The 1,500-nt window shown below is 69.3% G+C and carries 3 protein-coding genes; 2 read left to right on the forward strand and 1 reads right to left on the reverse strand.

The genetic code is table 11. The features are described 5' to 3' along the window. Both JNK68_04610 and alkB read left to right on the forward strand, forming a co-directional pair. On the forward strand, positions 1-153 hold a 153-nt coding region (locus JNK68_04610), incomplete at its 5' end, for a methylated-DNA--[protein]-cysteine S-methyltransferase (GenBank protein MBL8539635.1). Positions 154-536: 383 nt separating this feature from the next. Further along, a complete protein-coding gene (gene alkB / locus JNK68_04615) occupies positions 537-1,187 on the forward strand; it encodes a DNA oxidative demethylase AlkB (GenBank protein ID MBL8539636.1) in 651 nt (216 codons plus the stop codon). Here alkB and JNK68_04620 read toward each other — a convergent pair. Further along, on the reverse strand, positions 1,159-1,500 hold a 342-nt coding region (locus tag JNK68_04620; protein ID MBL8539637.1), incomplete at its 5' end, for a hypothetical protein. The genes alkB and JNK68_04620 overlap by 29 nt on opposite strands.

Genomic DNA, 1,500 nt, shown 5'->3' on the forward strand with positions numbered 1-1,500 from the left:
TCGGTGCGCGCGGTGGCGGGTGCCTGCGCGGCCAACTTGCTGGCGGTTGCGATCCCCTGCCATCGGGTGGTGAGGATCGACGGCGGACTCTCCGGCTATCGCTGGGGGGTCGAGCGCAAGCGCGCGCTGCTCGACCGGGAGTCGGAGACATGAGGATGCGGCCGGGCGGCCCGTCGGCGGCGCACCCGTCGCGAGCCGCCATCGCAGCAGCAGCCGGCACTGCGATGACGCTCGGCACGACTGCACGTGCGATCGGGTTGCGCCGACGTCATCCGGTTCGCTGCGCGCTCCTGTCACTGACGATGGGTTGCCTGGGTGCGGCAGCGGGCGCGCCGTGCGAGGCCGGGTCCGCAAGCCTGTACCAGAAACGGCGCGCTTAGAGGGCAATACGGATCGCATTTCGGGTGAACTGACGGTGCGCATGGGAGGCAAGAACATGACCTTTTCGCAGCGCGTCGAAGCAAGGCGGGAGGGCGATTGCGAGGATCGACCATGAGCTTGAGTTCGAGAGCATGCTGCCTGACCCGTGCACTCGGATGAGCGCGGACCTCTTCGACCTGCCCGAGGCCGAGCCGCGCGAAGATTCCCTGGGGCTTGGTGCAGTGGTGCTGCGCGGCCTTGCCGTGGCGGACGCGCCCATGCTGCTGGCCGCGCTTCGCGATGCAATCCGACGCGCGCCGTTTCGCCACATGGCGACCCCTGGCGGCTTCCGCATGTCGGTGGCGATGACGAACTGCGGCGCGTGGGGTTGGGTCAGCGATAGCGGCGGCTATCGCTACACCCGCGTCGACCCGGAGAATGGCGAGAGCTGGCCGGAAATGGCGGCTGCGTTCCTTCGCGTCGCGCAGCACGCGGCATCCCGGGCCGGCTTCGAAGATTTCCTGCCCGATGCCTGCCTCATCAACCGCTGCGAACGCGGAGCCAGGCTTTCCCTGCATCAGGACCGGAATGAACGGGACCTCGGCGCGCCCATCGTTTCGATATCGCTCGGTGTTCCCGCGGTCTTTCTGTTCGGCGGCTCGAGACGGTCCGACCCGGTCAGGCGCGTTCCGCTTCGGCATGGCGACGTCGTGGTGTGGGGCGGTCCGGCGCGACTCCGTTATCACGGAGTGCGGCCGCTCGAGGACGGGTATCACCCCCTGACTGGCAAGCAGCGCATCAATCTGACGTTCCGCAGGGCGGCGTGACGCAGTCGCGGGCGCGCCTCTCCAGCAGCGCGCGTTCGCGCGCGTTGTGGGTGAGGGTCGCGGCGCGCTTGAACTCTGCTGCCGCCTCGGCACCGCGACCGAGCCGGGCGAGGAGATCACCACGCACGCTCGGCAGCAGGTGATAGTTCGCGAGCGCAGGTTCCGAGCGCAGCGCATCGACCACCTCCATGCCCGCTTCGGGGCCGAACGCCATGGCGAGCGCGACTGCGCGGTTGAGCTCCACCACCGGGGACGGCAGGCGCTGCGCGAGCGCATCGTAGAGGGCGGCGATGCGCGGCCAATCCGTCTCCTC

Source organism: Betaproteobacteria bacterium, from assembly GCA_016791345.1.
In the GTDB taxonomy this organism is placed as follows: Bacteria; Pseudomonadota; Gammaproteobacteria; order Burkholderiales; family JAEUMW01; genus JAEUMW01.

Excerpts from the sequence above, each read along its gene's own strand:
- alkB (MBL8539636.1), top strand. The coding sequence starts at position 537 with ATGAGCGCGGACCTCTTCGACCTGCCCGAGGCCGAGCCGCGCGAAGAT.